19 protein-coding genes are annotated in these 25257 nt (G+C 61.7%); 7 read left to right on the top strand and 12 right to left on the bottom strand.

The genetic code is table 11. From position 1 onward, the window contains the following. The first annotated feature begins 115 nt into the window (after positions 1 to 115). On the top strand, positions 116 to 1561 hold the full coding sequence (locus GSQ80_RS00560) for an RDD family protein (RefSeq protein ID WP_158785563.1): 1446 nt from the start codon (positions 116 to 118) through the stop codon (positions 1559 to 1561). Positions 1562 to 1564: 3 nt separating this feature from the next. On the opposite strand, the gene GSQ80_RS00555 is transcribed toward GSQ80_RS00560, so the two are convergent. Continuing rightward, positions 1565 to 2047, bottom strand: a complete 483-nt coding sequence (locus GSQ80_RS00555; protein ID WP_254059371.1) for a c-type cytochrome domain-containing protein — start codon at positions 2045 to 2047, stop codon at positions 1565 to 1567. A gap of 653 nt (positions 2048 to 2700) precedes the next feature. On the opposite strand from GSQ80_RS00555, the gene GSQ80_RS00550 reads away from it, so the two are divergent. Then, on the top strand, positions 2701 to 3729 hold the full coding sequence (locus GSQ80_RS00550; RefSeq protein ID WP_158785562.1) for a DUF5715 family protein: 1029 nt from the start codon (positions 2701 to 2703) through the stop codon (positions 3727 to 3729). Positions 3730 to 3795: 66 nt separating this feature from the next. Here the strand turns inward: GSQ80_RS00550 and GSQ80_RS00545 are convergent, their stop codons facing one another. From GSQ80_RS00545 to GSQ80_RS00525, 5 genes are all read right to left on the bottom strand, one after another. Beyond that, positions 3796 to 4113, bottom strand: coding sequence for a DUF6496 domain-containing protein (locus tag GSQ80_RS00545; RefSeq protein ID WP_158785561.1), 318 nt, complete (start codon positions 4111 to 4113; stop codon positions 3796 to 3798). A gap of 51 nt (positions 4114 to 4164) precedes the next feature. After that, positions 4165 to 5676, bottom strand: coding sequence for a hypothetical protein (locus GSQ80_RS00540; protein WP_216850071.1), 1512 nt, complete (start codon positions 5674 to 5676; stop codon positions 4165 to 4167). Positions 5677 to 5726: 50 nt separating this feature from the next. Further along, complete coding sequence (locus GSQ80_RS00535) at positions 5727 to 7169, bottom strand: glycosyl hydrolase family 8 (protein ID WP_158785560.1); 1443 nt, start codon at positions 7167 to 7169, stop codon at positions 5727 to 5729. A gap of 77 nt (positions 7170 to 7246) precedes the next feature. Continuing rightward, a complete protein-coding gene (gene gatB / locus GSQ80_RS00530; RefSeq protein ID WP_158785559.1) occupies positions 7247 to 8725 on the bottom strand; it encodes an Asp-tRNA(Asn)/Glu-tRNA(Gln) amidotransferase subunit GatB in 1479 nt (492 codons plus the stop codon). 4 nt (positions 8726 to 8729) lie between these two features. Continuing rightward, positions 8730 to 9434 (bottom strand): DUF6338 family protein, encoded by a 705-nt coding sequence (locus GSQ80_RS00525; RefSeq protein ID WP_158785558.1) that lies wholly within the window; start codon positions 9432 to 9434, stop codon positions 8730 to 8732. 376 nt (positions 9435 to 9810) lie between these two features. Between GSQ80_RS00525 and GSQ80_RS00520 the strand changes: the two genes are divergently transcribed. From GSQ80_RS00520 to GSQ80_RS00510, 3 genes are read left to right on the top strand one after another with little or no spacing between them, the layout of a single operon-like run. Continuing rightward, positions 9811 to 10968 (top strand): hypothetical protein, encoded by a 1158-nt coding sequence (locus tag GSQ80_RS00520; RefSeq protein ID WP_158785557.1) that lies wholly within the window; start codon positions 9811 to 9813, stop codon positions 10966 to 10968. A gap of 40 nt (positions 10969 to 11008) precedes the next feature. Beyond that, a complete protein-coding gene (mfd, locus tag GSQ80_RS00515; protein ID WP_158785556.1) occupies positions 11009 to 14941 on the top strand; it encodes a transcription-repair coupling factor in 3933 nt (1310 codons plus the stop codon). A gap of 51 nt (positions 14942 to 14992) precedes the next feature. Continuing rightward, entirely contained in the window at positions 14993 to 16768 is a 1776-nt protein-coding gene (locus tag GSQ80_RS00510; protein ID WP_254059370.1) for a DUF885 domain-containing protein, read from the top strand. On the opposite strand, the gene GSQ80_RS00505 is transcribed toward GSQ80_RS00510, so the two are convergent. Further along, a complete protein-coding gene (locus GSQ80_RS00505; protein ID WP_158785554.1) occupies positions 16765 to 17769 on the bottom strand; it encodes an aldo/keto reductase in 1005 nt (334 codons plus the stop codon). The genes GSQ80_RS00510 and GSQ80_RS00505 overlap by 4 nt on opposite strands. Positions 17770 to 17945: 176 nt before the next feature. Here GSQ80_RS00505 and galU point away from each other — a divergent pair, with 176 nt between their 5' ends. After that, on the top strand, positions 17946 to 18824 hold the full coding sequence (gene galU / locus GSQ80_RS00500; RefSeq protein WP_158785553.1) for a UTP--glucose-1-phosphate uridylyltransferase GalU: 879 nt from the start codon (positions 17946 to 17948) through the stop codon (positions 18822 to 18824). 120 nt (positions 18825 to 18944) lie between these two features. After that, entirely contained in the window at positions 18945 to 20576 is a 1632-nt protein-coding gene (locus GSQ80_RS00495) for a formate--tetrahydrofolate ligase (protein WP_158785552.1), read from the top strand. Between the two features lie 9 nt (positions 20577 to 20585). On the opposite strand, the gene GSQ80_RS00490 is transcribed toward GSQ80_RS00495, so the two are convergent. From GSQ80_RS00490 to GSQ80_RS00470, 5 genes are all read right to left on the bottom strand, one after another. Next, entirely contained in the window at positions 20586 to 21926 is a 1341-nt protein-coding gene (locus GSQ80_RS00490) for an MFS transporter (RefSeq protein ID WP_158785551.1), read from the bottom strand. A 16-nt stretch (positions 21927 to 21942) separates the two neighbouring features. Then, positions 21943 to 23076, bottom strand: a complete 1134-nt coding sequence (locus GSQ80_RS00485) for a sensor domain-containing diguanylate cyclase (protein ID WP_158785550.1) — start codon at positions 23074 to 23076, stop codon at positions 21943 to 21945. A 184-nt stretch (positions 23077 to 23260) separates the two neighbouring features. Next, positions 23261 to 24295, bottom strand: coding sequence for a GTP 3',8-cyclase MoaA (gene moaA / locus GSQ80_RS00480; RefSeq protein ID WP_158785634.1), 1035 nt, complete (start codon positions 24293 to 24295; stop codon positions 23261 to 23263). A gap of 168 nt (positions 24296 to 24463) precedes the next feature. After that, on the bottom strand, positions 24464 to 24715 hold the full coding sequence (locus GSQ80_RS00475) for a hypothetical protein (protein ID WP_158785549.1): 252 nt from the start codon (positions 24713 to 24715) through the stop codon (positions 24464 to 24466). Between the two features lie 125 nt (positions 24716 to 24840). Continuing rightward, the gene (locus GSQ80_RS00470) at positions 24841 to 25248 is read right to left on the bottom strand and encodes an FmdB family zinc ribbon protein (RefSeq protein WP_158785548.1); all 408 of its coding nucleotides are present in this window, start codon (positions 25246 to 25248) and stop codon (positions 24841 to 24843) included. Between the last annotated feature and the right edge of the window lie 9 nt (positions 25249 to 25257).

The following is a 25257-nucleotide window of genomic DNA, read 5'->3' as shown; positions in this document are numbered from 1 at the left end:
TTGCTGATGCCGTAAGCTTGGATGAGACCGTCCACTGTCTTGAGATTAGACGATTCCCGACCGCCGCTGGTTTAGATTCGGCAATTTGGGCTGTAGACGTAAGGAAGAATTGATTATGAGCAGTGCGGCGCAACGCGATGAAACCTCCAAGACGGATCAACCGGCAGAGACGGACGGAGGCGCCGCGCTGAAGCAGTTGGCAGCGGAACGTTTGGCAGCGCATCGCAGCCGCCATGCCCCGGTGGAGAGTCGCGAGGTTCAGGAGCGTCGCGAACAGGCGGAGGCCCAGGCGGCGATCCGGCTACGGGCGCGTCGCGAGGCTGCCCGCGCGGAAGGCCATCCCGACGTCTCGCGTGTCCGCGAAGCCGTCGCAGCTCGGTATCAACAGAGCTTGAGCTATAAAGAGTTTCTCGCTATCGAGGCGCGGCGCGCCATTGAGAGGGCGGAGGCAGAGGCCGAAGTTGCCGCGCGCAATGCAAAGGCTGTCGCCGCTGCGCAGCGGCAATTGCTGGACGAGCTTGAGCAATGGAGCGAGCCGGCTTTGAGTGGTGGCCCGGAGACGTTATTCGGTGAGCTGCCGGTGCTGGAGATTATTGAGCCTGGAGAAGAGATCCCGGCGCGCAGCGAAATGAAGGACGCAGAGAGCCAGCGCGGCAGGAGAAAAATGCGCGCGGAGTTGAGTTCCGATTTCTCGCCGGCGGATTTGCAGGTTCGGCTACCGGAAGACGCAGAGTGGATGCCGCGCAGCGAGACCCGTCGCGTGCCGTCGCCGCGAACCCAGGGTGCGGCAGAAGAACTCGCCGAACTGGATGAGGAGATTGAGTTTCGGTTGGCGCCGGAGTTCCCTGACCTGGTGCTGGAGACGCAATCGATTCCCGGCAACATCATCGAATTTCCACGCGAGCTGGTCGCATCACGTAAGGCTCGGCCACGATTGGCGGAGGGTCCGCTGCTCGCCGAGGGGACACCGGAGCCGCAGCTGCGCATCTTCGAGGTGGAGTCGGAACAGATCTCTGCCGAGCCGGAGGTTGGCGTACTCGCGGAGGCGCCGGAGTGGCAGGGAATGATGCTGGGGGCAGGGGCCTCGGCTGAACCGCGCACAATCTCGCGGCAGCTTGAGGCGCAGTTGCAGCTGGATCAGGAGATCTACGCAGCACCCGTCGTGCGGCGAGTGTTGGCCGCCACGATCGATGGGCTTTGTGTGGCCGCTGGACTTGCGGGTTTCGCGGCGATGCTGGTTGAGATTGCAGGGCCTACGCTGCAACCCATGCCGCGACCGCTGCTGGGCGGAGTTGTCGCAGGCCTCTTTCTGTTCTTTGCGGTGATCTATCAACTGCTGTTCTTCACGTTGAATGATGTGACGCCGGGAATGCGCCTGCTGCGGATGGCCTTCTGCACGTATCGGGAGAACAGCCCGTCGCGCAAGGCGATTCGGCGCAGGCTGATCTCGACTGCGTTGGCTGCATGCCCGCTGGGCCTGGGCCTGGTGTGGATGGCGCTGGACAGCGACGGCCTGGGATGGCACGATCGCATGTCGCGGATGTACCCGCGCACGTATTAGTTTTTAGTGTTTAGGCGGGTCAGGGGGCATCGCCATGCCAGCCTGAATCCATTGCGTGATGGTGGCGATGTCTGCGTCGGAGAGTTTGTGACGCGGGGGTGGCGGCATCGGCATCGGGTCGTCTGCAGGACCTTCGTGGCGAATTAATTTGAGCAGCAGAGACTGGGATGCGTTTCCGGGAACGACGACGCTGCCGTCCATGCCTCCCTTCAGCAGGCCGGCGCGTGTGGCGAGGCTGAAGTGGCCGCGATGATTAGTGCCGCCGTGGCAGCCATAGCAGTGATTCTCGAAGATGGGCTGGACGCGTTGCGTGTAGAAAGCGACTGAGTCAGGGGCAGGTTGTGTTTGTGCTGCGACAATGCGTGGTTGCCACAGGATAGCGGCCGCTGCGAGTGAGAGAGCACCCAACGAGAGTGCGATCATGCTGCGGTAGAGAGGAAGGTGGAACGTTTGAAGCCAATCAGCGGCGGGCTGGTTGCGAGGCATGAATCGAATCTCCGTGACGCTTTCAATGGTACGGGACGCTGGCGGATCGCCCAAGCAGGAAAAATCGCCTTCTCCAAGTATCAAGTGTGGTGGTGGTTAGCTAGGCGAGCATCCGAATCGGTACTACCGCTGCGAGGGTCTTGGGGATAGGCTGAAAAAGCTCGGCGGCTTCGCGGCCACCTTAAAAACTTGAAATGATGATGACGCAGTGGGGCCACGTCCCAACGGAAGACGGCGCACGCGCGACGAAGGCTGCGCGCACAGCGATGTGGATTACCGTGTGGAGCGTAGTGATAGCGTTCGCGATGTTCTGCGCGGTCAGTCAAGCACTGGCGAAGACCTATACGCCGCATGCTCGACGCATCACGCCTCGCTACACCACTGCGCACTTCGTAACGCATCGTACAAAAGCCCGCGCAAGTGCGACCGGTACCCGTGCCGGACGAACGACAGCGCACGGGGTTTCCGTTGAGAGCAGTCGGAGGGCGCGCGGCCGAGCCCCTAAATTTGAGCCAGTGAAAGCGTCTGCCTCCTCGCGCAAGGGGAGATCTGGCGAGAGACATTCCGCACGCGACGAGCAGTCGGCGCCGCCATCCATGCATCGAGCGAGCAGCCGTCGTGCGCGAGGCGAACGACATGCTGGCAGCGACCGTATGGACGTTGTTGCAGGGACGAACGCGCACGCGGGTGACTCGCCTGCCAAGGCGGCGTCCTCGGGCAGAAATTCTGCAAGCGCGTCGGCACACGTCGCGGCCTCTGGAGTTTATGCCAATGGCGTGGCGCATCCAGACGGGGATGAGAGCCTGCCAGCGGCGGCAACATCGAGTGGCTCCGGGCTACCGGTTGTGACAGCCAGCGTGGAGGCAGCCACTGGGCCACGTGAGCCAGCGCCGCTACAACCCAGCGCTGCATCTGACCTGGTCGGCGCGCCGCTGACTACGACGGCACGCACCGAGCCGCGGTCGACGACCACCGTTGCCAACGGCGGGATGCCGCTAGCGACGCGCGAAGAGCTTGCCCAAGAGGCAGGGGAGCCTGTGGTGTTGCCTGGCCTCTATCGGTATGGACGGCTGGTGGTTCCACCGCCGATGCGTGGCACGCGCGAGATTCTTGTGCATCAGAATTTGATCGCGGATGAAGAAGGTCTCAGCCGCATTCAGGATGACGACGACCTTCGTCGCATGCGCACCGAGCGGATGCTGGTGGACTTTCCCGAGAGCACGAGCCTGCATGTGAATGCTGAGCTGGCGGGCGATCGGCGCTGCGCGCGGCCGTGGACGGTGCGGTTCGCGGCAGACATTGCGCGCTCATACTATTTGCGGTTTCATCAGCCGCTGCAGGTGAACTCGGCGGTACGCACCGTGGCGTATCAACTGCGGCTTCGGCGCGTGAATGGAAATGCCGCGGGCATCGGCGGGGAGATGGCGTCGCCACATTTGACCGGCGAAGCGATCGACTTCGGCAAGCGCGATATGAACACCGAGGAAATTGCGTGGATGCGTACGTATTTGCGGCCACTGATGCAGGTTGGGAAGGTTGACGTGGAAGAGGAGTTTCAGCAGGCCTGCTTCCATATCAGCGTGTACCGCTCGTACGCGCCGGAGATGCCTTCATCGCGGCGCGAGGTCGCACAGCTTCGCGGTCCGCACGTGATCCGGGCGCATGCGGATGCAGACCAGTAACCGAGTTTCGTAGCCAGGGAATTTTTGAGTGGGCGGCCGCAGAGATGCAGCCGCCCGATTTTTCGTTTACTCGTTTGGGTTCGGCGGAACCTTCTCACCCTTCTTGCGGGCTTCGGACAATGCGATCGCGATGGCCTGCTTCGGGTTGGTCACTTTCTTGCCGCTGCCACCGCTCTTCAGCTTGCCCTGATGCATCTCGTGCATCTCGGTCTTGACCTGCTTGCCAACTCCGGAGCTGTACTTGCGTCCGGACTTCTTCGCCGAAGACTTCTTGCTCGCGGTCTTCTTCGTTGCAGACTTCTTTGCCGGAGACTTCTTAGCTGCTGCCTTCTTGGTGGATGACTTTTTTGTTGCGGACTTCTTGGTTGCCTTTTTGGTTGCCATTGGGTGAAACCTCCCGACAAGTTTGAGGGTGTGCGCGCAAACTTCGTTGCATCAGGAGGAGCGCGGTTTGCGCAGAATGATGTAGAAGGCGATGAGCAGGCCGATGCCGAGCGCTATGTAAAACACGTGGCCATTCGCGTGGCTCAGGTCTCCATTGCGCCATGCGATGTAGGTGAGGTTGAGGTCGGCGGCGAGGCCGGGGATGGTGACAGCGTTGAAGGCGTTCGCGGGATCGGCGCCGGGAGCTACGGGCAGCGATCCGAAGATGCGCTCGGGGCCTGGGGCAGCGCCGTCGCGATCCTTCGGGATGGCAGCGATGAGGGTATTGATCTCGGCATCGCGGGAGTCGTTGAAGAAGGCAGCGTCGGCGGTGTTGGGGAATAGAGTGACGTTGCCGGTGAGTTTGCGCTCGATGGCGGAGACGCCGTCCTGGCAGACGCCGAGCGCGTAGTAGCCGCTGAAGGGAAGGGTGGGGTGCGCGGCATGTAGGTGCAGGTAGGCGAGAGTCATCAAGCCTGTCAGGCGTGTGACTTCGATGGCTTGTGCGCCGGTGTATTCGTGGGCGTTGCGCTCGAGCACCCAGGGCTGGTCAAGAGTGTCCATGGTGCGCCACTCGGATTTGCCATCGATGCCGAAGTAGTAGGAGATGTCGGCGTTGATGTGGGGGGCACTGCTGTTGGAAGGATGAATGTGCCACTCATATTCGGCGTGGGAGACGGGGACGAGGAGGTGGCGGCCGCCGGAGTGCGGGATGATGATCTGGGAGTCGACCCAGAAAGGCGCCATGACGTCCTCGTCGTTGAAGTGCAGATGCGCGAAGTTGGCGAAGTATCGCGCATCGTCGACCGTGATGGTGTAGCCCTCGTCGGCGAGTGCGGCGAGAAGCTGCTCGGGCGTGGTGGAAGAGTGGTCGCCGCTGGTGATGGTTAACGGTTGCGCGCCTTCGAGCTTGTTGGCCGCGAGGCGGTTGAGCACGTCGGCCAGGCGCTGCGATTCGGCGTGCTCAGGTGCGAGGCCGTTGGGGCCGTCCCCTCGGGTGACGCCTGCGCCGAGCGAGGTGACGATGCCGTCGGTGGTGAAGGGTGGCAGGGTGGAGGATTGATCGAGCGAGACGGTTTCGGCTTTGTCGAGCGCGTAGGGGCCGAGGTCGAGATACTGCTTGGCCTGGGCTGCGGAAAGTGGAGCGCCGGGGTGGACGGCGGAGGCGTCTTCGAGCTTCTGGTCTTTGCCGGCGATGTGGCCGACGACGCGGACGGTGGGGTTGATCGCGCGCATGGTCCAGCCGGGAAAGCGATCGAGGCCCTGCCAGTCGGAGCCGAGGATGCGCTTGCGAAGCTCATCGATGAGCTTGGGTGTCAGGAATGCGGGCCCCGACTTGCCACCCTTGTCGAGTTGGTCGAGTAGCTTGTTGGTGAAGCCGGGTTGCGAGGAGAGCTGCCGCATCATCTGAGACAGAAGGATGGTGTTGGGAGGCATCGGCGTCTGCGGGACGACGTAGGTGCGACGACATCCAGAGGCCGCGAAGAGGAGGCAGAGGAGCGCGAGCTTGCGAGTTGGGCGCATGCAGAGATTAGACGCTAAGCGGGCGTGCGGAAGGAACTCGGCGATGTGAATCAGTGAGTGCCGAGCTGCCAGTCCGACATGCGGAAGTTCCCGCTGGCGTGGAGGAAGCTCATGAGGTAGAGCATGCCGTCGAAGTAGCGCTGGTCGCCGTTGGGGATCGGCGTGCGCCAGAGCTCGTCGATGAACGCTTTCTCGTTGGCGCCGGGTGTTGCGGCGAGGCCGGCGACGGTGGTGGCGGCGAGCATGCCAGTTGAGTGGCGGACGGCGAGCGGCTTGCCGTCGAGGGTGTAGCGGTCTACAAACGTGGAGATTCCCTGGCCGATCAAGAAGGCCTGGATGTGATCGGAGAGCGTGGTCTGACGCTGGTCCTTGTGCCACCAGCTCGCGTCGACGGACCAGTTGCTTGCGGTGCGCCAGGAGTCGTAGCTGAATGGGACCGGCTTGCCGTCGCGCTCCATCATCTGCGAGAAGTCGAAGTTGCTGCGGTCGGGCGCGAGGCCCGTGGTGGGGTTGGTGACGCGGACGAAGAGTTCGCGGCTGACGTCGGCGGCGTGTAGCCAGAAGTCGCGATCTTCGGGCGGGCCCCAGCGGGCGAAGAGCTCGTAGAAGGCGGGAAGGTGATAGCTGGCGTCGGTGAAGTTGCCGTAGGGGCCGGGAACGAACTTGACCATGGTGTGGGCTTCGTCGAGCATGGGGCCGCTGGTTTCGGGGCGATCGGGATGGCGGGGCCATTGGGGAGCGGGAGGCAGCGTCTTGCCTTCGCCTTTCAGTTCGAGCGCGAGATTGGTCTCGGCTTGCTTGCGCTCGGTGATGTTCGGGCTGGTGAGTTTGGCGGGATCGAAAGTGAAGGGGGGATCGTCAGGGTGGATGCGGAAGGGGCCGGTGGCGGTCTCGACTGCGTGGTGGCGCATGAGGTGGAGGATGCGGTTGGCCTGCGCCTGGTAGTCGTATAGGCCGTGGCCTCCGGGCCAGCGGCGGGCGGCGAAGAGCAGCGCCATGGCGTAGTACTCTTCGCCGTCGGGCGCGGGGCCGGTGGAACGCGGGGTGCCGTCGGTGGCCATCGACCAGGCGAAGTAGCCGTTGTTCGGGTTCTTCGGGTCGGTGATGAGCATGAAGGTGTTGGACCAGTTCCAGAGCGCGTCGAACTCGCGCTTGTGGCCGAGCTGCACGGCGATCATCATGCCGTAGCTCATGCCTTCGGTGCGGGCGTCATTGTTCGCCCAGTCGGTCATGTAGGCGAGCGGGCCGTTGGCGTTGCTGCCGGCTTCGAAGTAGACGCGCTCGGTGAGGGCGTCGCCGTGGAAGAGTTGCTGGAAGGCGCGGTCGATTTTGGCTTGCGTGTCGGCAGGGGCGTGGCCGGCTTCGGCGAAGAGGTCGCGGTAGTGGTGGGTGGCGTAGGCGCCGGTGCCGTCGCCGGGGAAAGATGGTGCCGGAGCTTGCGCTATTGCGATGCCGGTGCTGACCAGAGCGAAGAAAAGGGCGCAGAGTTTCACCGCGTCATTAGATCATGGCGAGGGGTCGACAGGACAGTGTTAAAGCGGATTAGTCGGGAGCTTTCCCGCTAGCTGCATCAGGCGTCGAGCTTCTTCACTACTAGTTCGTTGAGGAGGGCTGGGTTGGCTTGGCCCTTTGAGACGCGCATGACCTGGCCTACGAAGAACGCCGCGACCGTGCGTTTGCCGCCTTTGAATTGAGCGACCTGCGCTGGGTTCGCCGCGATCACTTCGTCGATCATGGCTTCGATGGCGGAGGTGTCGGAAATCTGTTGCGGCTTGTCGCGGTCGTAGACGAAGGGGAAGTCGCGGCCTTCGGTGAAGCAGGTGTCGAGAAGTTGTTTGAGCTGCTTGGAGGAGATCTCTCCGGCTTCGGCGAGGTCGGCGGCGAGGACCAGGCCGTCGAGGGTGACGGGGGACTGGCCGAGCTCGATGCCGGCGGCGCGGAGGCGCATGGTGATCTCGCTGAGCAGGATCGAGGCGACGCGCTTGGGGGATTTGGCGGACTTCGCGGCGGACTCGAAGAAGTCGCCGAGCTCGCGGTCGGTGGTGAGGGTAGCGGCGTCCTGCGCGCTGAGGCCGTAGTCAGCGACCAGGCGCGCGCGGCGGGCTTCGGGGAGCTCGGGCATGGCCGCGAGGATTTGCTTCTGCCACTCGGCGCCGACGACCAGCGGTGGAAGGTCGGGCTCGGGGAAGTAGCGGTAGTCGTGGGCCTGCTCTTTGCTGCGCATGGAGTAGGTGCGGCCTTCGCCGTTGTTCCAGAGGCGCGACTCCTGGATGACGCGGCCGCCGTCTTCAAGCACGCCGATCTGGCGCTCGATCTCATACTCCAGTGCGGCGCGGATGTAGCGGAAGGAGTTTACGTTTTTGACTTCGGCCTTGGTGCCGTACTGCGCGGCGCCCTTCAGCATGACGCTCACGTTCGCGTCGCAGCGCAGGGAACCTTCTTCCATGTTGCAGTCGGAGACGCCGGTGTAGAGCAGGATTTCCTTGAGCTTCGTTAGATATTCAAATGCTTCGTCAGGGGTGCGCAAGTCAGGCTCGGAGACGATCTCGATCAGCGGCGTGCCGCAGCGGTTGAGGTCGATGTAGGTGCGGGTGGCGGAGTCGGGAAAGCCGTCGTGGAGGCTCTTGCCGGCGTCCTCTTCCATATGCAGGCGGGTGACGCCGATGCGTTTGGGCGCGCCGGTTGCGTCGGGGACGACGATCACCCCGTGCTCGGCGATGGGCTTGTCGAACTGCGAAATCTGGTAGCCCTTCGGGCTGTCTGGATAAAAATAATTCTTACGCGAAAAGATGCTGGTCTCGCGGATCTCGCAGCCGATGGCTTTGGCGGCGAGGACTGCGAACTCTACGGCCTGCTTGTTCAGAAAAGGCAGCGCGCCGGGCAGGCCGAGGCAGACGGGGCAGACGTGGGTGTTGGGCTCGCCACCGTATTCGTTTTTGCAGCCGCAGAAGGCCTTAGTCTTGGTCAGCAGCTGGACGTGGACCTCCAGGCCGATGACGGGCTGATATTTGGCAAGGACTTCCGGCGAGAGGGCAAGGGCTGCGGACATGGCGTTAATCGAGTGTAGCAATTGGCGCGGCCGGCGTACTTCCGTCGCCGTCCCCATTCTCAATGTCAGCGGCCGGTTCGCCCGGGGGCTCGATGGGGGGCTCGTCGAGGAACGAGATGCTCTTGATATTGGAGCACTTGGTGAGCAGGACACCGAGGCCGGGGACGATCTCGATGGTGCCGTCGGCGGCAATCCACCGCGCCTGCTCGACGAAGAGCGAGCAGTCTTCGGCGGCGTCGGAGTAGTAGGTCAACACGCCCATGAGGCTGCGATTGCCCTCGAGCTCGATCTGGACGAGTTGGTTATTGCTGGCCTCGCCCTGGAAGATGTCGTTCCAGATGGAGCGCCGCGCGGTGCGCTCGGTGATCTTGAATTTTCGGAAGATCCGGTTGCCGTCGTAGTTCACATACACGGCGGCCAGCAGGGCGACGACGAGCGTGATGCCGCCGAGGCCAAGCAGCGCCTTGCGGTGCCAGAGGATGGTGGCTTCGGTTGCCGGAGCCCGAGCGGCAAGGATGTCGAAGGGAAGGAAGCCGTGGGTGAAGAAGACGAAGCAGCCGTAGATGAGGACGCTGTAAAGACAGGATTCAATGACTTTATCGAAGTCAGTCTGCGGGCCACGGAGCGCGAGCATCTGCACGATGTAGGCTGCTGCGAATCCGGGAAGAAGGATGAGCAGAATCTGCAGAGCGATGACGCTGGTGGGCATAGATCATCTCGCGGAATTGGTCTGCGCTGGTGCTGGAGTGCTGGGCGGAATCTTCACGGGAGGCGGCATGCGTACAGGTGTGGTGCGCGACGAGCCCTTTTTGACGCCATCCGTAACCGGAACGCGGGAAGTCTTGAGATAAGGCATAACACCTCCGACGACAGTATAGCGGCCGAGAGCCACGTGGGGTGCCGGCCAGCAGGTGAACCGGCGAGGAGAGCAGTTTGGCGGGAGACGCGAAAACTCGATCGCGGCTGCATCGGCGAAGCTTCCCCACCGAACATTACGGCGCGTTCATCGTGTAACATCGGGTCTCTAGGCGACATTTCGTTCGGCGGATGATGGCCCGCCACGCACTGTTTTTGGGAGCCCCGATTTGTTTCAAGTGCTGGTGCTGAGTGGACACGCAGATGTTCTGGCGCAATCCTCACTGCTCGAGAGTCTGGCCGAACGTTGTGATCAGGCTGGAGCCATGAATTGGCTCGGCTACTTTCTGGCCGCTTCCAGCTTCAAGGGGAAACATCCCTACCTCGTCTTGATGATGAAGTCCGGCGCGGGGACTTCTTCGCTGCGGCTCGAAGAGGTACATGCTGCCGTGCTGCTGTTCGAGTACCGCGTCCTGGGAATGCCAACCGGGGCCTTCTCGACCGACGATTGGGCAGGCTTTCGCACCGTCATAGCACCTGAGGCCGAGCGCGCGGCCATGGCCTCGATGGCAGCAGATGCTTTGCTGAAGCATGGCGCGCAGATTGTGCTGATCTCCTATGGCCACACAGCGCAATCGACGAGCAAGCTGGCACCGGCGTCGAGTGAACCAATACGGTGGGCGTGGCGGACACGGCCAGTGGAAATGGCTCTACCGCTTGAACCAACACTGAAGGCCACGCTGGCGAAGCTGGGTAAATTGACGCGTCGCAACCTCGCCTACTATCGTCGGCGAGTGGAGGCGACGATGGCATGTGAGTTTGTCGCTGATGCTAAAGGGCTGGTACATGAACGAGAGTTGGAGGGGCTGAATGCGGGGGCGCTCAACCGGATTTCGTTCAGTGACTTTCGACACCAGTTTGAGAGTTCCTGCAAGCTGCCGGGTGGGTTCCTGCTGGGTTTGCAGAGTGGTCAAGGGAGATGGCTGGGCTTGATGGGTGGATGGCGGCAAGGCGGCGTGACCGTCGTCTATTGGCAGATGAATACGGCGGGCTACGAGAAGCTCTCTATCGGAACCGCGATGCGGTCCTATTTTCTGGAGTACGAGGTAGGCCTGGGGACTAAGACGCTGGTCTATTACGGGGGTTCGGCCCACTCGATTAGGAACTCATTCGTACGGGAAGAGGTGACGGACCTGATCGTGCGGCGGCGATCATGGAGAGCCGCCGCGCTGCAAGGAGTGGCCAAGATGATCACTTCGCCGCGATTCTTTATCCGGATCAATAGCCAACTCGCGCAGACCATTGCCATCAAGGATCTCGATTGGCATGCGACGGATGCGAAGGGTTTGAGGCCCGAGCCACAGAGTCAGGGCTCTAGACTGCTATAAATCCGCGATATTTACGAGTAGGCCGTAAAATAAAATCTGCATGATTCTTCCCTTCGTCCGCGAACTGATGGCGGACCTGGAGCACTCCGACGCCTTTGAGCGTGCGCGTCGCCACCTGGCGGGCGGCACGGGTCGGAGACGTGTGTCCAGATTGACCGCGACCGCACGCGCCCTTTACGTCCCGTACTTCGTCCGCGCCGCGCAATCGGCGCAGGGCGCGCATGCGTCGATGCTGATCCTGGTATCGGACAACAAGGCAGCCGAGGCGCTGCACGCGACGGTGCTCGCGGCATGCGAGTTGACTGGGGCGCTGGATGCCGACGAGGTGCTGCGTCTGCCGGCGCACGATGTGCTTCCGTTCGAAAATCTTTCGCCGCACAGCGAGATCCAGGAGCAGCGCGCGTCGGCGCTGTGGAAGCTCGCCAGCGGATCTGCGAAGCTGGTCATCGCGCCCGTCGAGGCGGCGTGCATGCGGCTCTTCTCGCGCGACTATTATGCGGCGCTCGCGCTCCGTCTGCGCGTCGGCGAAGAGCATCTGCCCGACATGCTGGTAGAACACTTGCTCTCCGTCGGATACACGCGGGTGGATGTGGTGGAGATGCCGGGGCAGGTATCGATGCGCGGCGGCATTCTCGATGTGTACGGGCCGGAGATGGAGCGGCCGGTGCGGGTCGACTTCTTCGGCGACGAAATTGAGTCGATGCGACGCTTCGATCCTGAGACGCAGCGATCGAGCTCGGCTGTGGATGAGGTGCTGCTGCTGCCTTTGACCGAGACGCCCGCGACAGAAGCTCTACTGAGTGCCATCAACGCGCGACTTACCCGCAGCGGAACTGCCGGCGCGGAGCTCGAAGGTGGAGAGACGCCCGCCGAGTTGGTGAATCACGTGTCGCACGCGGCTTCGCGCACGGGCGAGGCGACTATCTTTCCCGGATGGGAGTTTTATGCCGCTGTTGCCGGAGCGAAATCGTCGCTGCTGGAATTGATGGGCGCGCAGACTCGGGTGCTGATTGAAGAGCCTGCGATGGTGCAGAACCAGGGTGAGCGCTGGTGGGACAAGCTCGAGCAGCGCCATGAGCGATCAGGCATTGGATCGCTGGTGCGCATCGAGGATCTGTATCTGTCACCCTGGGAATTGCAGGACAGCATCCGCGCGTACAACGGCTTCGAGCTCGATCAATTAGGTGCTGTAGACGTGCTCGAGGGTGACCGCAGCGATGCCAGCGAAATTGAGTTCGCCACGCGGCCCACCATGCGCTTTCACGGATCGATCCCGGCGCTCATCGATCAGCTGAAAGTTCTAGTGCAGAGCGATGCGCGGGTGTTGATTGCGGCACCGAACCAAGGCGAAGTCGAGCGGCTCGCCGGCTTGATGCAGGAGTACGGCGTGGCTTACCGCATCGGCTCGCGGATCGATCAGGGTGGATCCACGACCGTGTACTCGGAATCGAGTTATATGGCGGGCGACCTCAGCACGCCAGTGATTGTGCGCGCGGCGATTGCCAATGGCGTGCAGGTGTTGGACCTCGACCGCAGGACGGCGCGCCAGGTAATCGTCATTGGCGCGAACGACATCAACGACGACGCGGATGTAATGGCGCGGCCCGCGCGGCGGAAATCAAAGACGGCTGCCTTCGTTTCGGATTTTCGCGATCTCGCGGTTGGCGACTTCGTGGTGCATGTTGAACACGGCATAGCGCGGTATGACGGGCTTCGCACGATCGAGCAGCCGGATGGGTCCGATCTCGAGCTGATGATTCTGACATTCGCGGAAGAAGCAAAGCTGTATATTCCGCTGACGCGGTTGGACTTGATCCAGAAGTATCGCTCGACCGAGACAGGGCCGGCGCCGCAGTTGAATCGGCTTGGAAATCCTGCCTGGGCGAAGACGAAGGCGCGCGTCAAGAAGGCCATGCAGGACATGGCCGAGGAGCTGCTGAAGCTCTACGCGCAACGCAAAGCTGCGGTAGGCACGGCGTTTTCTGCCGACAACAACATGCAGCGTGAGTTCGAGGACGCCTTCGATTTCAACGAGACCGACGACCAGATCACAGCGATTGCCGACATCAAGGCGGACATGGAATCGACCCAGCCGATGGACCGTCTACTGTGCGGTGACGTTGGTTACGGCAAGACCGAAGTTGCCATGCGCGCGGCCTTCAAGGCGGTGCAGGACGGCAAGCAGGTTGCGGTGCTTACGCCTACGACCGTCCTCTGTTTCCAGCATTTCGAAAGCTTCAAACGCCGATTCAGCAAGTTCCCCGTCGTGGTCGAGATGCTCTCACGCTTCCGCACCGCCAAGGAGAAGAAAGAGATCCTCGAGCGCACCGAGCAGGGCAAGGTCGACATCCTCATCGGCACCCATGCGCTGCTATCGCAGGGGTTGAAATTTCAGGACCTCGGATTGCTGGTGGTCGACGAAGAGCAGCGTTTCGGTGTCCGCCATAAAGAGCGGCTGAAGCAGATGCGCGCGGCGATTGATGTGTTGAGTATGAGCGCGACGCCGATACCTCGCACGTTGCACATGTCGCTGGTGGGGCTACGTGACATGAGTGTCATCGAGACGCCGCCCAAAGATCGCATGGCCATTCAGACGATCGTTGCAAAGTTCGACGAGAAGCTAATTCGGACTGCGGTGGAGGTTGAACTAGAGCGCGGCGGCCAGGTGTACTTCGTGCACAATCGCGTAGAGACAATCTATGAATTGGCCGCGAAGATTCGCGAACTCGTCCCGCAGGCACGCGTCGTCGTGGGGCATGGGCAGATGCCCGAAGCCGAGCTGGAACGGACCATGCTTGCCTTCATGGATGGAGAGTATGACGTGCTCTGCGCGACGTCGATCATCGAGAACGGCCTGGATATTCCGCGCGCAAACACCATCATCATCAACCGCGCGGACCGTCATGGATTGAGTGAGCTGTACCAGCTGCGCGGGCGCGTTGGGCGGTCGAATCGTCGCGCTTACGCGTACTTATTAATTCCGCCGGAGCAGCAGTTAACCGAGATCGCGCGGCGCAGGCTAGCGGCTTTGAAGGAGTTTTCCGACCTCGGCGCGGGCTTCAAAATTGCGGCGCTCGACCTCGAACTGCGCGGCGCTGGCAATATGCTGGGCGGCGAGCAGTCGGGACATATCGAGGCGATCGGCTTCGAGATGTATACGACCATGCTTGAGGAAGCAGTGAGCCGGCTCAAGGGTGAGGGCCAGGAGGAGCGGCCTCAGGTGACGGTGAACCTCGGCATCTCGCTGCGCATCGACGACACGTATATTCCCGAGGAGGGCCAGCGGCTGCGGATGTACAAGCGCATCGCCGGTGCGGAGTCGATGAGTGCCCTCACCGAGGTGCGCGCGGAGCTCGAAGATCGCTACGGCCAGCCGCCGGACAGCGTGCTGCATTTGCTCATCGCTGGCGAGATTCGGTTGACCTGCGAGCTTCTGGGCATCGCACAGATTGAGCGCAAGCGGACGCTGATTGAAGAGCCAAAGAAAGCCGCAGCCCCTCCGGTGAGACCGAATGTGCAGAAGCCGAGCTTTGGGAGTTGGTCGACGGCGCAGCCAACGCGACCGCCGCTTGCGGGGCGTCACGGGCAGCTTCCGCAGACGGCAAACCTGCAGTTCTCCACGCGTGCTGCGGCGAATCGCCCAGTCACCAACGCGACCGTGGCTCTGCGCGAGACGGCTGCCGCACGGCCGGCGAACGCGCCCGCAGCGCAGGCGGGCAAATTGCGGCCCATGCGCGAGATGCTGTACATCACCTTCAGCGATAAGTTGCACGCCGCGCCGCAGGAAGACGGCAAGGGCATCAATGTGGGCGCGCTGATGAAGCTGGTGGCGCGCAACGCGAAGAATGGGGCGCAGCTCACACCGCAGGGAACGCTGCGCTGGCCGCTCACGAGCGCGCAAGCGGACGTCGTGTTGGCCGAGACACGCGAACTGCTGGAGATGCTGCGCACGCAGAATGCTGCGCTGTCCTAGCGACTGAATCCTGAGTAAAGGGACGGCAATCTGCGCTACACTTTGCCCATCATGAATTTTCGTCGCTTCCTTGCCCTTCCTCTTCTCGCCACCCTTATGGCTACCCCTCGACCACACGCGCAGAACCTCGCGGCCGACGGTGGCAACCAGACGTTCGACTATCTCAGCGGCCAATACTTCGAGAACATTCTCTTCAAATTTGCGCCGACCGAAGGTACCGCAGCCGGCCTGCATCAGTACGACTCGCAGCTGGAGGATTACTCGGCTGCGGGCGTGCAGCGTGAAGTCGTGGTTCTGCATGACTTTGAGAAGAAGCTCGAGAAGATTGACCCGAGCGCGCTCGATGCCCAGCCGGCCGCCGACTACCAGATTCTGCTAAACAATGTGCGCGGGCAGCTCCTCCAGCTGGAAGTCGTTCGCGGCTGGGAAAAGAATCCCGATCAGTATTCGAGCGGCGTGACCAACTCGATCTTCGTGATCATGGAGCGACCGTACGCTTCGGTAGATGTGCGCCTCCGCGCTGCGATCGACCGCGAGAAGCAGATTCCGCAGGCACTCGAGTATGCGCGCGCGAACCTGAAGAATCCGCCACACATTTACGCCGAGATTGCGCTGGAGCAGATTGACGACGACGTCAGTTTTTTCCAAAAGGATGTGCCAAGCGCCTTTGCCTCCGCAACCGATCCGCAAGCCAAGGTGGACTTCGCGAAGAGCAACGCTGCTGTCATTGATGCGTTGAAGAGCTATGCCGCGTGGATGAAGACCGATCTGCTGCCGCGCTCGAATGGCGACTTCCGCTATGGCGCGGACACGTTCTCCAAGGCGCTTGCGTATAACGAGATGGTCGAGATTCCGCTCGATCGCCTGCTGCAGATTGGCTATGACGATCTGCACAAGAACCAGGCGGAGTTCGCTCGGGTCGCAAAGGAAATCGATCCCACGAAGACGCCGCAGCAGGAGCTGGCCGAGCTGGCGACGATGCACCCGGCGCCGGACAAACTGTTGCAAGCCTTCCGCGACCGCTTCGATTCGGAGATCGGCTTCATTCGCACGCATCACATCATCACCATTCCCAGTGACGTGCAGCCTACGCTGGAAGAGACACCGCCGTTCATGCGCGCCACCACACAAGCGTCGATGGATCCTCCCGGACCGTTCGAGACCAACTCCAACAAGGCTTACTTCAACGTGACGCTGCCGGAACCGAGTTGGTCGGCGCAGCGCACATCTGAATACATGGCCGCCTTCAACATGGGCACCATCGTTTCGACCAGCGTGCACGAGGCTTATCCCGGACACTACGTTCAGTTCCTCTGGACGCCGCAGTTTCCGTCGACCATCCGCAAGGTGCTGGGCTCGAATACCAACATCGAAGGCTGGGCGCACTACTGCGAGCAGATGATGCTCGATGAGGGTTATGGACAGCCGGGCGCAGGAGCAGCGACCGAACGCGAGGCCGAGTTGATTCGACTCGGACAGCTGCAGGATGCGCTGCTGCGCGATGCGCGCTTCGTCGCCGGTATCCGCATGCACACCGGCGTTGGCGGAGCGTTCACGATTCCCGAGGCGGAAGATTTCTTCGTCAAGGAAGGCTACCAGGCGCGGCCCATCGCGGAAGTCGAAACCAAACGAGGTACAGCGGATGCGCTCTATCTCTACTACACGCTGGGGAAGCTGGAGATCCTGAAGCTGCGTTCCGACGTGCAGAAGAAAGAGGGCGCTGCCTTCAATCTCCAGCACTTCCACGACGACTTCATGCGCCAGGGATTTGCTCCCGTCAAGGTGATCCGCAAGGCGATGCTGCATAACGACAGCCCGGTGCTCTAGTACTCAAGCCCACGGTCCGCCGTCGATCCGGTGATCGCGCCACGCAGCCAGCGGATTTCCTCTGAGCTGAAGCGGCTGTGTTCCATCGCTGCGACATTTGCGCGCAGATGGTCCAGCCGCAGCATCGACGGCACCACCACGTGCATACCGGTGTCGCGGGTGATCGCGTTCAACACAAAATCCGCGAGCACCGCACCGTCCATTGGAAGAAGCTTCTCGCGCAGCGTCGCGGGTGTGCCTGGAGCGCTCGCAAGCTGGGACAGTAGCGCCTTGCTCGCTGCGATACCAGCGGCGCCGCCAAAGGGATGGTTGGCGACGGCGAGGACATCACCGGCCGCTCGCTGCCACTTCTCCGCCAGACTCATATTGAAGAGGTTGCAGGGAAACTGCACGGCCTGAAGTCCCAGTACACGACCCGTGATCGCGGCCTCGATCACCTCCGGCTGCGAGGCGATGCCGAAGCGTCGAATCTTGCCCGCGTCCACCAGCTTCCTAAGCGCGGTGAACAAATCGTCCTGCTGAAGAACGCTCGCGGGCGCCTCATGCAGGAAGAGGAAGTCGACGTAATCTGTGCGCAGTGCGCGCAGGCTTTCGTGCAGGCTCTGATGCAATGCGTCCACGCTGAAGTGTCCGGCAGATGACATGGAGGCGAGCTGTCCTTGCATCGTTTTGCGAGCGCCCGGAACAACCTGCAGTAGCATGCGCGCCACCGGCTTCAGGACCCGCTTCAGGGGGCTCGCGGCGGCCGGCCGAATACCGAATTTGGTGGACAGCAACACCTGATCGCGGCGGCCGCGAAGGAACTCTCCGAGCAGGCCCTCCGATTCTCCGTATCCATAGGAGCGCGCCGTGTCATAGAAGATGACACCGGCGTCATACGCCGCCGCGAGCGCCGCCAGCGAGGCTTTTCGGCCCACACGTCCCATCACGGCGGAGCAGCCAAAGCCCAGCACTGGTGTGCGGATGACGAAGTTCCCCCGCGCAATCGATTGCATACTCATGTGCCTTGCAGGCCGCGCGGCAACCTGTCAGAATCATTTCGCCATCTGAGCCAGAGCATCCCGTTTTCCTCCGGTCCTTCTGGTTTGTACCACGACCCTCCCTCTGCGTGCGTTCATGCTCGGCTCTCGACCTGACGATACTGAAGAGGTAAAACAGTAGAGAGACATCGAGTTCAATGATTCCGCAAAAAATCCGCAAGGCAGTTATTCCCGCAGCCGGTTTCGGCACTCGCTTCCTACCCGCCACCAAGGCGACTCCGAAGGAGATGCTTCCGCTCGTCGACAAGCCTCTGATCCAATACGCCGTGGAGGAGGCCGTCGCCGCAGGCTGCACCGACGTCATCATCGTCACCGGTCGTGGTAAGACGACGATGGAGGATCACTTCGATCGCTCGCCTGAGCTTGAGGCTGCATTGCGGGCGAAAGGTCGTGCGGATCTGCTGAAGATTACGTGTGCCGTTTCCAAGCTGGCGCGCATCAGTTATGTCCGCCAACCCGAACCGCTCGGTCTCGGCCACGCTGTGCTGATGGCGAAGCAGTTGGTTGGCGATGAACCGTTCGCCGTGATCCTGCCCGATGACATCGTGGATGCCGAAGGCGGATGCCTGGCCCAGATGGTTGGAGCCTTCGACGAGACCCAATCCACCGTCCTTGGCACCGAAGTTGTCGAGGGCGATGCGATTTCGATGTATGGCTGCCTCGACTGCACCGACCATCCCACGAATCCGCGGCTAGTCGCCGTAAAAAACCTGGTGGAAAAGCCGAAGCCGCAGGAAGCGCCAAGTCAGAATGCGATCATCGGCCGCTATATTCTCACCCCCAAGATCTTCGAGATGATTGAGCAGCTTACCCCGGGGGAGGGTGGGGAACTGCAACTTACCGACGCCATCAAGGCGCTGCTGCAGTTTGAGCAAGTCTACGGATTTCATTACGTTGGCCAGCGGTACGACGCAGGCGACAAGCTTGGATTCCTCAAGGCAACCGTCGATTTCGCCATCAAACACGATGGCGTCGGACCTGCCTTTCGCGAATGGCTGAAGTCTCAGAAGTTCTAATCCGCAACCCTTCGCCTGCGCCGGCATCGGTTTTCCTCGCGCCGGAATATATGCTGGAGTGTGTCGAAGCCCGCGCGGAGACTGTCTGTAGTCTGCGGCGCGGATTCCCCTGAGGACCTCTTGAAGAAGAATCTGCTGCCCATTGAAGCCGTCGCCGCCAAACTCAACCTGACGGACGACCTCTATGAACGACGCACGCCCGTCAGCGCCAAACTCAGCCTCGAATTGCTCAAGCAAAGCCCTCGCGGCGATCGTCGCGGCAAGCTGATCCTGGTCACCGCGACTTCGCCAACCGCGTCCGGCGAGGGTAAAACGGTTACGTCCATCGGCCTCGTGCAGGGCCTGGAGAAGATTGGCAGGACTGCCATCATCACCTCCCGCGAGCCATCGCTTGGTCCCGTCTTCGGCATGAAGGGGGGCGCTGCCGGCGGGGGTAGCTCGCAGATTGAGCCGGCCGAAAAGATCAACCTGCACTTCCACGGTGACTTCCACGCCATCACCTCGGCGCACAGCCTGCTCTCCGCGTTGATCGATTCGCATCTCTTCCATGGCAACGAGCTCGACCTCGATCCCGACGCGGTCACCTGGCCACGCGCGGTGGACATGAACGATCGCGCGCTGCGCAACATCGTCGTAAGCGTTACGGCTCCCGACAAACGCCAGCGCGACGGCAGCAATCGTGCTGCCAGCTTTCTCATCACGGCTGCATCGGAGATCATGGCGATCCTCTCGCTGGCTTCGGGTCGCGACGATTTGCGGCGCCGCATCGCGCGCATCGTGATCGGCCAAAACCGTAAGGGCGAGCCTGTGACTGCGGCCGACCTGCGCGCGACTGGACCCATGCTGGCGCTGCTCAGCGAAGCCATTCTGCCCAACCTCGCGCAGACTACAGAAGGCACACCGGCGATGGTGCATTGCGGGCCCTTCGCCAACATCGCGCACGGAACCAGCTCGGTCATCTCGCACGAGATCGGGCTACGACTCGCCGACTACGTTGTGAACGAAACTGGTTTTGCCTCCGATCTCGGCTTCGAAAAGTACATGGATCTCGTAATGCCGACGTCCGGCATCAAGCCGTCCGTCGCCGTGCTCGTAACTACGGTGCAGAGCCTGCGCAACCAGGGCGAGGGAGATCTAGAGCGCGGTTTCGCCCACCTCGAAAAGCACATCGCGATCGTGCGCGGATTTCATCTGCCCGTGGTCGTCGCCATCAATCGCTTTCCCAACGACACTTTTGCAGAACTCGAAACCTTGCACCAGTTCTGCGAGGACCACGGCGCGTCCTTCGCGCTGTCTGAGGCGTTTGCGAAAGGCGGCGAGGGTGCGGTCGACCTGGCGAACAAAATCGTTGAGGTCATTGACGCGAATCCAGATGTTGAGCCCACCACAACCTATGCACCCGGTGATTCCGCGATCGACAAGATCACGAAGGTGGCGCGCTCGGTCTACGGTGCCGACGGCATCGAACTCAGCGAAGGCGCGCGGCAGAATCTCGCTCGCTTCGAGCGCTGGGGCTTTGGCCACCTGCCCGTCTGCATCGCGAAGACACAGTACTCGCTCTCCGACGATCCCAAGCGTATGGGCGCGCCCACTGGCTGGACGCTGCACGTAACCGACGTCGCGCTCTCCGCCGGCGCAGGATTTCTTGTGGTCATCGCCGGCTCCATGATGCTCATGCCAGGCCTGCCCAAGGTCTCTCGCGCACTCGACATCGATGTCGATGAGGATGGCGAGATCATCGGCATGTCCTAGCGTTGTGTCTTACTCACGGACGGGCCGCCGCGGCAGCAGAGCACACATCGCGGCAGCCACTAGTGTCAACGCGGCAATCGTGTACAGGCCACCAGAGAAGCCGTGCGTGAGATCGCGCAGCCGCCCCGTAAGATACGGTCCCACGAATCCTCCCGCGCCCGAGATCATCATGATGATAGCCACGCCGCCGGCTGCTGCGCGCCCGCCCAGCATGCTCGTGGGCAGCGCCCAGAACGGCCCCATGATGCTCCAATATCCGACCGCCGCCAGCGTAAACCCCATCAGCGCCGCTACCAGCGAGTGCGTCGTGCCCGCCCACGCAAAGCCGATCGCGCTCAGAATCAGGCAGCCGGCAATATGCCAGCGACGCTCGCCGCTGCGGTCGCTGCTATACCCGACGGCCACGGTGAAGATGGCCGCCGCGAAGTAAGGAATCGTCGAGTAGGTTGCAATGCGGCTAGTGTCCGCAGCCGAGAGCGTGGAGCTAGCCGCCGCCGTGCCATGCAGAAAACTGGTCAGGATCAGCGGCATCCATAGGTTCACGGTGTAGACGCCCACCTGGTCGACAAAACAAATCGCGGCGAGCAGCCAGATCATCGGCTCGCGGAAGGCGTCGATCAGGTTGTGCTTCTCCGCGGCGCCGCTGGCCTGTTGGTCCTGCTCCAGTTCTGCGTCCAGCCACAGCTTCTCTTCGTGGGTCAGCCAGTTCGCATCATCGGGTTTGTCCTTCAGCAGGTAGAGGACGCTGAAGCCCATCACAAAGCTGGGAATGCCCTCAACGAGAAACAGCCACTGCCAGCCGTGCAGCCGCGAGAAGCCGTCAAGGTTCAGCAGCCATCCCGAGATCGGTGCTCCCACCACGCCGGCGATAGACGTCGCGGTCATAAACTTCGCAATCGCGCCCGCACGTTGACGCGAAGGAAACCAGTACGTGAGGTACAGGATCATGCCGGGGAAGAATCCCGCCTCGCAGACGCCCAGTAGAAACCGAAGCACGTAAAACGAAACCGGCCCGCGCACGAACATCATGCAGGTCGCGATCACGCCCCAGCTGATCATGATGCGCGCAATCCAGCGTCGCGGCCCCACCTTCACCAGCATCAGGTTGCTGGGCAGATCGAAGAGCGCAGAGCCCAGAAAGAAGATGCCCGCCCCCGTTCCGTAGACCGTGTTGCTGAGGCGCAGATCATGCTTCATCTGCAGCGCGGCAAAGCCCACGTTCACGCGATCCAGGTAGGCAAGAATGTAGAGCAGGAAGAGGTACGGGATCAGCCGCCAGGCAATCTTGCGGAAGAGCCTGGGGCCATCCACGCGTTTTGGGACTTCACCGGCCTGTTGGAATGGGGGCACACTCCACTGTAACCGCTTAGACGTGCCGCGAGATTCCTGGCGAGGGATGAGGTCCGGGGGCTGTGCTGTCGGCGATCATTAACTGGTTGCGGCCATTGTCCTTCGCCATGTACATCATCGTGTCGGCTGAACGAATTAACTCGTGCAACGTGTTCCCGTCCTGCGGAAACGTAGCCAGCCCGAGGCTCGCGGTGATGGAGAGCGAAAGTCCTTCGCCGGTAAGAAAGCGTGTCTGCGAGAGCTGTTCAAGCACTCGGCGCGAGAACTCAGTTGCCGCCGGTTTGTCGAGTCCGCGCAGGATTGCCACAAACTCATCGCCGCCATACCGAAACGCCGCGTGATCCGGACCCAGCAGTCGCTTCAACAGGTTGCCCACTTCGGCCAGCAGCCGCGATCCTACCAGGTGACCATGCCGGTCATTCACCCGCTTGAAATAATCCAGATCCAAAAACAGCAGGCTGAAGTGCGGCTTCATGATCGTAACAACGCGGAATGCGCTCTTCGAGACGTGGTCGGTGATCTCCTGCTCCAGGAGCGTGTACAGGTGCCGGGCGTTGTACAGTCCCGTGCAGTCGTCAGTGATGCTCAGGTGATGGATCAGTTTCACGCGCCGGGCATTCTCCAGCGCAATCGCCGCGTAGTCGCATAGCACCCGAAGGAACGCGATCGATGATTCGGGCAGCAGGTCCAGTTTGCTGTTGTTAAGCTGAAGCACGCCCAGTGTGCGGTCGCCATGGCGAATTGGAAGGCAGGCGATCGAGCGCAGATTTAACTCCGGATGGGCCTTGGCATACCGAGACCAGTCAGGATCGGCACTGATGTCGGCCACCACCAGGGGATTGCCCGTGGCGGCCACATAGCCCGCGATACCTTCCCCTGGCTTCAGCCGCAGATCGCTCAGCATGGAATCATCCAGCCCCGTCGACAGCGCATAGTAGAGCTCGCCGGTCTCTTCATCCACCATCAACAGCGACCAGTGTTCGGGTCCGAAAAACTCCTCCATCTTCGCCATGATGGAGCGCAGCAGCGAGTCAAGCTTCAGGTTCGACGTCAGCGCGCGCGCCACCTCGTGGAACACACGCAGGCTATCCATCTGGCGCGAGTCGATGGAGGCCAGCTGTCGCCGATCGCCCTTACGTTGGTCGCTCATGATCTACGGCAAGTGTTGCCGCTTACCCCTTCCGAGCGGTTCTGCCCTTTGCAGCGTCTGCCCTTAACCTCCCGCTGCAACTCAACGAAGTCCAAGCGGTTCTCTAGCATAGCTGAGAAAACGTTTGATTTCCATGTTCGGCCCGACAGAGCGACTCTCATGGGATCACGCTCACCCGCGTTGATCAGCCGCCGATGTGCACCATGCTGCGCGACGGTTTGAGAAATCCCGGCTCACCAATGTGATGCCGAGCTTCCTTGTGCTGGACGATATCGCGAATCCGGCTCTCCATCTCAACGTCCTTTGCTCCGCGCAGCATGTGTCCCGCGAGATCGTGATCCGACTGTGAGAACAAGCAGGTCCGGAGCTTGCCGTCCGACGTCACCCGCACCCGGCTGCAGTGTCCGCAAAATGCCTCAGACACCGGCGCAATGATGCCAATCTCTCCCACGCCGTCGTCGAAGGTGAACCGCCGCGCTGTCTCCGACAAATGATTCGCCGGCAGCGCCACCACGGGCCGCACCGCATTCAGCCGCGCAAGAATCTCTTTCATCGGCACCACCGTTGCCGGAGACCAGGTACGGTCTTCCTCCAGCGGCATGCACTCAATGAACCGCACGATCACGTTCTCGTTCCGTGAAAATTCAGCGAACGCTTCAATCTGGGAATCGTTAAATCCACGCAGCAGCACGCAGTTGACCTTCACTGGCCCCAGGCCTGCATCCTGCGCCGCGCGAATTCCGTCGCGCACCCGCTCAAAGCTGCCCGGAACCCGTGTGATCCGCGTAAACGTCTCTGGGTCCACCGCATCCATGCTGACCGTGATTCGGGTAAGCCCGGCGGCCTTCAGCTTCCGAGCCATCGGCGCCAGCAGATGCCCGTTGGTGGTCATCGCAATGTCCAGTGGAGCGTCCGAGAACGCCGGTCGCATCTCTGCCGTCTCTCGAATCAGATCCAGCAATCCTTCGCGCAGCAGCGGCTCGCCGCCGGTCAGCCGAATCTTCTCGATCCCCAACGAAACAAATATTCGCAGTATCCGCGCATAGGTCGCAATCGGCAGCTCTGTAAATTGCGCGCCCTCGTTGCCGGTCCGGCAGTACACACAGCGATAGTTGCAGCGGTCGGTTACCGATAGCCGCAAGTCGGTGAGCGCGCGGCCATGACCATCGCGCAACCTCAGCGCCTCGCCGCATTCCGCGTGCAGTGCCGCAGACACCATCGCTGACGCAGCGTGCTCGGGTTCGGCGAGGTTAGGCAGGGAGAGGGCCATAAGCAACGATACATCCAGTTAGATGCCCGGCGATCGCCGTCGGCGTCAGGAAAGGACGTCTGTCGGAAATCTGGCGATGAGCACAGCTTCGAGCCCTAAGTCAGGGGGATTTTTCGCTTAGATTCCTACGCCAAACTCGACATCCTGCGCCTGATCACCGGAATGCGCATAAAAGTCATACGGCGTCCGGCGATTGAACTTGTAGCGCTGACGGAGTTCGCGCCCGATTACAACACCGATTGCCAGCGTCGCGATGCCCGCCGATATCCAGCCGACATTGCGCAAGAACGAACTCCCGTCGTCGGTCACGCGATCGACAGAGTCCTCGATGTGGTCGCCGATTTTGCGGAGCGAACGAGAGAGCTTCATGGGTGGATGATAAATCAATCCGATAAACGTTGTGTAATTGCGCGGAGCAGAAGCTAATCCGCTATCAGCAAGTCGGTTAACAGTCGTGCACCGGACACAACACTGCATCTATCGGCAGCGTGCGGTTAGTCTTTAGCGGCGCCAGAGGATGCAGGGACGGGGCTCGCTGCTGCCGGCTTCGGACTCTCTGCGGGTTTCGCGCTCTCGCTCGATTTGGCGTCGCTGCTGGACTTTGCCCCGTCGCCAGCGCTCGCGGACAACGTGGCAGAGCTGTCAACATTACTGCTGGAACCGCCGTTGTCCGAGCCGCTGCCAGATTCGCTAGCCGAGCCTTCGCCCGAAGCCGCCGGCTTCGCCGAAGCGTATCCGTCCTTGTACCACCCGCCGCCCTTGAACGAGATCGCCGCCGCCGTGATGGTCCGTTCCAGCGGTCCGCTACAGTGCGGGCAAACGGTCAGTTCAGCGTCAGAATACTTCTGGATCTTCTCGGTGCGGCGATGGCAGGCACTGCATTCGTATTCGTAAAGCGGCATTGCGGGTCC

Source organism: Granulicella sp. L46 (assembly GCF_009765785.1).
Taxonomy (GTDB): domain Bacteria; phylum Acidobacteriota; class Terriglobia; order Terriglobales; family Acidobacteriaceae; genus Granulicella.
This window is presented reverse-complemented; position numbering and strand designations above follow the sequence as displayed.